Below are 5,895 nucleotides of genomic sequence, written 5' to 3'. Positions count from 1 at the left end.
AGGAGTTAGGAATTAGTAATTAGGAGTTAGGAATTAGTAATTAGGAGTTAGGAATCAGGAATGACCGAAATAATGGAACAATTCCTCATTCCTCATTCCTCATTTCTAATTCAGGGAAGTTCCTCATTCCTAATTACTCAGGAGGTCCCGGCAGGTGCCCCGCTTAATCAGCACGGGCATGAGAATCTGATGGACATAGCCCTGGGTGCCGTTTTCAATCTTGTCCCGGAGCATGTCCACCGCCTGAACCGCCATTTCCCGCTTGGGCTGCTCAATGGTGGTGAGGTCGATGCGGGGCAGGGCGGTGGATGAGATATTGTCAAAGCCAATCAGGCTCAGCCGGCCGGGGATGTCAATGCCCGCGTTGTCCGCCGCCTTCAGAACGCCCAGGGCGTTGGAGTCGGTGGAGGCGAAAATGGCGGTGTAGTCGATGGGTCTGGAGAACAGCTCCTGGGCCAGCTGATAGCCGGTGTTGATGGAGGAGCGGGAGAACTCACTGTTGAAAAACCGGGGGTGAAGGTTCAGCTCCTGGCAGGCCCGGATGTACCCCTCCGCCCGGAGCTGGTGGGTGGTGGTGTGCCGGCGGCCGAAATAGAGAATATCCCGGTGGCCCAGCTCATAGAGATACCGGGCGCCGATGTAGGTGCCCCGGCTGTTGTCCACGGCCACGTAGCTCTGGGGCTGGTCCCGGAGATTCTCGCTGAGGAAAACCGTGGGCACCTGGTCCGTGTAGGCCCGGATGTTCTCATAGGTTCTGGGGCTCTGGGGGACAATCAGAATGCCGTCCACCTGGCGGCTCAGAAGCAGCTTGACCACGGTTTTCTCCTGCTTGAGGTCGGGACCGGAGTTGCAGAGCATGATGTTGTATCCGTGGCCCCTGGCGCTCATCTCGGCGTAGTAGGCCAGCTCGGACATGAACTGGTTGTCAATGGAGGGGACCACCAGGCCGATGAGGCCGGTTTTCTTCGTCACCATGGAGCGGGCCACATAGTTGGTGGTGTAGCCCATTTCGTCGCAGAGCTTGATGATGCGCTCCCGGGTGTCGCTGCCGATCTGGTGGCTGCCGGAGAGAGCTCTGGAAACGGTGGCATAGGAGACACCCGCGGCCTTGGCGACATCCTTCAGTGTTACATTTTTCATAACGCAGCGTCCTTTCCAGCTATAGAAAATCGCAAACGTTTCCGATTTTTTTGCGAAAACCGGACAAAGCCCGGCCGCTTCAGATTGTCAAGTTTAGAATATATGATTTTCGGCTCAATGTCAATATCATTCTGTATTTTTCATGCCTTTGGGCAGAAAAACGAAAATTTATTGAACTCTTTGGCGTTTGGCATATTGACAAGAGACCGCTGTTTCATTTAGAATAAGCATGAAAAGACCGCAAACGTTTACAGTACAGCCTCAGGGCCCGCGGTCCGCCGCCCCGGATACCATTACATACATAAAAGGAGGACGATTCCATGACCCCGGATATCCAAACCATTTTCTTTGACGTGGGCAACACCCTGCGCATCGTTCTGAAGGAACAGGACTTCATCGACCAGGCGGAGGCCGGATTGATGGAGCTGATTCACACCACCGAGACCCACGACGAGCTCTTTGCCAAGCTGGAGGAACGCTGGAGCAAGTACCGCAAAATGTCCAAGACCACCCTGCTGGACGCCTCGGAAGGGGAGCTGTGGACCCAATATATGCTGCCGGAGTATGACACCAACATGATTTTCGCCAATGCGGCGAAGCTCACCCGCCTGTGGCGGGACCACGACGGACGCCGTGTGGCCCGAGCCGACGCCGTGGACACCATCAAGGAGCTCTGCGCCCGGGGCTATACCCTGGGCATCATTGCCAACACCGTCACGGAGACGGAGATTCCCGACTGGATGGCCGCGGACGGCGTGGCCCAGTGCTTCAAGACCACCATTCTCTCCTCCAAGGTCCGTCTGCGCAAGCCCAACCCGGAGATTTACCATCTGGCCTGCCGCTGCATCGGCACGCCCGAGGCCAATTGCGCCTATGTGGGCGACAACCCGGTCCGGGACGTGGAGGGAACCCAGGCGGCGGGCTTCGGCATGATGATCCGCATTGACGAGCCCGATACCCTGAACAACGAGCACGCCACCGGGAAGGAGTTCACGCCCGACCACGTGATCACCGCCCTGAGCCAGCTGCTGGACATCTTCCCCAAGCGCATTTAAATAAGGAGGAACGCCAATGGACATGACAAAGCGCTACAAGGCCGTCTTTTTTGACCTGGGCGGCACCCTCCGCATCGCGCTGCTGGAGGAGCCCTATATGAAGCACGCCCGCCGGAAGATGGCGGAGATTGCCGGGTCTCCCGTGCCCTATGAGGAATTCTACCAGATGATTGAGGAGCGCTATGAGCCCTACCGCAAGTGGGCCCTGGGAGAGAACAAGGAGTCCAACGACGAGGAACTTTGGTGCAAGTGGCTGCTGCCGGACTATGACCAGGCGCGAATCCGTCAGGTCTGCCATGAGCTGAGCTTCCAGTACCGCCAGTGCAAGGGCCGCCGGGTCGTTGTGGACGGCGGCGTGGAGGTCATCAAGGGACTCCATGAGCGGGGCTACAAGCTGGGCATCATCTCCAACCTCATTGGGGAGAACGAGGTTCCCGACTGGCTGGAGGAGGACGGACTGGCGGAGTATTTCGACAGCGTGATTCTCTCCTCCGTCTGCGGACTGCGGAAGCCCTGTTCCGAAATCTACAAGGTGGCCTGCAAGGACATCGGCGTGGCGCCGGAGGACTGCGTTTCCGTGGCGGACAATGTCAAGCGGGATATCACCGGGGCAAAAGAGGCCGGAATCGGCTGCAGCATCATTTTTTCCTCCCCGGAGAAGAAGCATCCGGTGAAGTTTACCGAGGAGAACCGGCCCGACGCCGTGGTGGAGGATTTCCGGGAGATTCTCAATTTGCTTCCCTGAGATGAGGGAACCGGAACATCCTCAGTCCGTTTTACGGACGGAGGGGAGCCAGGGAGCGCGCCCGCCCCTTTCGCTCCCGCCCCTTTCGGCGGCGGGAGATTCCCCCTGCGGGGAAGCGCTCCAAAAAGACAAGGAGGCTGACCGCCAATGAATACCGATATCCGTTATATTTTTCTGGACCTGGGGGGGACCTTCCGGGTCATTGACGAGGACCCGGCTTATCTCTCCGCCGCCCGGGCGAAAATCGCGGAGCTCTGCGGAGTGGAGACCGACAACCCCAACCAGTGGTTCAGCGACGTGATTGACAAACGGTATGACAAATACCGGGAGTGGGCCCTGAAATTCATGTGCGAGGCCCCGGAGGAAGTCCTGTGGACCAGGTGGCTGGCCTATGACATGGATCGGGAGCGCATTCTGAAGAACGCCGCCGAGCTGACCTATCAGTACCGCCAGACCAAGGGCCGCCGCACCGTGGTGGAGGGCGGCGCGGACACCGTCAAGGAGCTGTGTGCCCGGGGCTATACCATGGGCATCATCAGCGATCTGGTGGGCAAACGCGAGGTGGACGAGTGGCTGGACGCCGACGGCCTGCGGCCCTATTTCAAGACCGTTCAGCAGTCCTCTGTCACGTATATCCGCAAGCCCGGCCCCGCCATCTACTATTACGCGATGGAGGAGGCGGGGGCCCAGCCGGAGAACTGCTGCTACGTGGGCGACAACCTGAACCGGGACATCGTGGGCGCCAAGGCCGTGGACTTTGGCATGACCGTGGCGGTGCAGTACAATCAGAAGAAGCCCCTGAAGCTGACGGAGGAAAATATGCCCGACGGCAAAATCTACACCTTCCCCCAGCTGCTGGACATTTTCCCGGAGCGGGGAAGGGTGGCTGTGGAGAGGCTGATTGCGCCGGACGACGGACAGTGATTTTTGAGAGTGGAGAGTGTAGAGTGAAGAGTGAAGATGTCCGGCGTCTAATATCTCCACTCTTGACTCTCAACTCTTCACTCTGAACATGAAGTGTGGAGGTAAAGCAACATGTCTGATATCAAGCGCGGCGGCGCTCAGCTGGCTGAGGCCGTCAAGAAAGCATATGAGCTGGGTCAGGACGACTATCATCTGGAGCCCATGGTCCTGGTGGAAAACGGGGAGCCCGTGGGCAGAATTTCCGACGGCGACGCCGCTATCTTCTGCTGCCGCCGGGGTGAGCGGGAAATCGAGCTCACCGAGATGTTCACCGAGCCGGATTTCGATAAGGTGGAACGCCGGATGCTCCGGGACCTGGATTTCGTCATCATGACCATGTACCACGACAAGTTTAAGGACCTGCCCATCGCCTTTGCGCCGGCCAAGGTGGTGAAGCCCCTGGCCCAGGTACTCAGCGAGGCCGGGAAGACCCAGTTCCACTGCGCCGAGTCGGAAAAATTCGCCCACGTGACCTTCTTCTTCAACGGCGGCGAGAATAACCCCTTCCCCGGTGAGGACGACGTGTGCATCCCCTCTCCCAAGGGCATCGACTTCGACCAGCAGCCCGAGCTGTCCCTGCCCAAGGTGGCGGACACCGTCATGGACGCCCTGGGCAAATATGATTTCGTGGTGACCAACTTCGCCAACGGGGACGTCATCGGACATACCCAGAACACCGAGGCGAAAATCAAGGCCTGCGGCTATGTGAGCCAGTATCTGGACCGGGTGGTCAACGACGCCCTGGGCAAGGGCTATGTGGTGGCCATCACCGCCGACCACGGCAACATTGAAAAGCTCTACACCGCCGCCGGAAAGCCCGACGGAGCCCACACCACCAACCTGGTGCCCTTCATCATGATCGACCCCGCGGACAAGAGCCCCATCGCCCTCCGGGACGGCTCCCTGGGCGACGTGTCTCCCACGGTGCTGAACGTGCTGGGTATCCCCCAGCCCGCCGAGATGGAGGGCAGGTCCCTCTGCGAGGGCAAGAACTGGGGCGAGGGCCGGAAGATGCTGCTGATTATCTGCGACGGCTGGGGCCTGGGCACCGGAGACGAGGGCGACGCCATTCACATCGCTGACACCCCCTATTGGGATTCCCTGCTGGCAGAGCAGTCCTGGTCCAGACTCCATGCCTCCGGCGAGTTTGTGGGCCTGGGAGCCGGCAAGGCCGGCAACTCCGAGGCGGGCCACTCCAACCTGGGCGCGGGCCGCTGCGTGATGCAGGACGACGTCCGGCTGGACGCCGCCGTGAAGGACGGCAGCTTCAAGCAGAATCCCATTTTCCTCCAGGCTATTGAGCACGCCAGGAAAAACGGCACGGCGCTGCACCTGCTGGCCTATCTGACCTACAAGTCTTCTCACGGCTGCATTGACTATCCCCTGAACATCTGTGAAATGGCACGGGACAACGGTCTGGACCGGGTCTATCTCCACATCATCTTTGACGGCCGCTCCACCGACCCCGGCTCCGCCCCGGCGCTGCTGGCGGAGACCGACGAGAAGCTGAAGGCCATCGGCGTGGGCCGTATTGTGGACGGCGTGGGACGGGGCGTGGCCCTGGACCGGGACAAAAACTACGACAAGGTCAAACGGGCCTATGACGCCATGGTGGAAGGCGCCGGCACGCAGTACGAATAAAGAGCAGTCAGGGCCCCTCTCCGGGGCCCTGCGGCCTGTTCCGGCGGAAAGGGACCCCTTTTCCGGCAGGTGGCTGAAAGATGTTTGTTAAAATTCAGATTGTCATTGACTGGGCGGCTCCCTGTGGGGTAAAATAGGGCACGAGAAAAGACCCGGCCGGGAAGTGGGCGAAAAGATTCCGGGACCAGGTCCGGCATGGAAGATGCGGGACCGGGGGGCGGGAGATTTTCGGCGTTCGTCTGCGAACGCCGCCCGGCTCGGCGCTCAGTATAGTAACAGGAAAGGAAGCGACACCAATGAATGAGAAAAATCTCAAAGTCCTGGCGGCGGAAATCCGGCTGGAGACGCTGA

General features: G+C 59.6%; 5 protein-coding genes. 4 read left to right on the top strand and 1 reads right to left on the bottom strand.

Annotation, left to right across the window (positions count from 1 at the left end; all coding sequences use genetic code 11):
- Positions 1–129: 129 nt before the first annotated feature.
- A complete protein-coding gene (locus Q0063_RS14150) occupies positions 130–1,140 on the bottom strand; it encodes a LacI family DNA-binding transcriptional regulator (protein WP_297872607.1) in 1,011 nt (336 codons plus the stop codon).
- Between the two features lie 320 nt (positions 1,141–1,460).
- On the opposite strand from Q0063_RS14150, the gene Q0063_RS14145 reads away from it, so the two are divergent.
- From Q0063_RS14145 to Q0063_RS14130, 4 genes are all read left to right on the top strand, one after another.
- Positions 1,461–2,195, top strand: coding sequence for an HAD family hydrolase (locus tag Q0063_RS14145; RefSeq protein WP_297872606.1), 735 nt, complete (start codon positions 1,461–1,463; stop codon positions 2,193–2,195).
- Between the two features lie 16 nt (positions 2,196–2,211).
- Positions 2,212–2,940 (top strand): HAD family hydrolase, encoded by a 729-nt coding sequence (locus Q0063_RS14140; protein WP_297872605.1) that lies wholly within the window; start codon positions 2,212–2,214, stop codon positions 2,938–2,940.
- Positions 2,941–3,087: 147 nt separating this feature from the next.
- Entirely contained in the window at positions 3,088–3,864 is a 777-nt protein-coding gene (locus tag Q0063_RS14135) for an HAD family hydrolase (RefSeq protein ID WP_297872604.1), read from the top strand.
- A gap of 111 nt (positions 3,865–3,975) precedes the next feature.
- A complete protein-coding gene (locus tag Q0063_RS14130) occupies positions 3,976–5,544 on the top strand; it encodes a phosphoglycerate mutase (2,3-diphosphoglycerate-independent) (RefSeq protein ID WP_297872603.1) in 1,569 nt (522 codons plus the stop codon).
- The last annotated feature ends 351 nt before the right edge of the window (positions 5,545–5,895 follow it).

The organism is uncultured Oscillibacter sp. (genome assembly GCF_947654275.1).
In the GTDB taxonomy this organism is placed as follows: Bacteria; Bacillota; Clostridia; order Oscillospirales; family Oscillospiraceae; genus Oscillibacter.
This window is presented reverse-complemented; position numbering and strand designations above follow the sequence as displayed.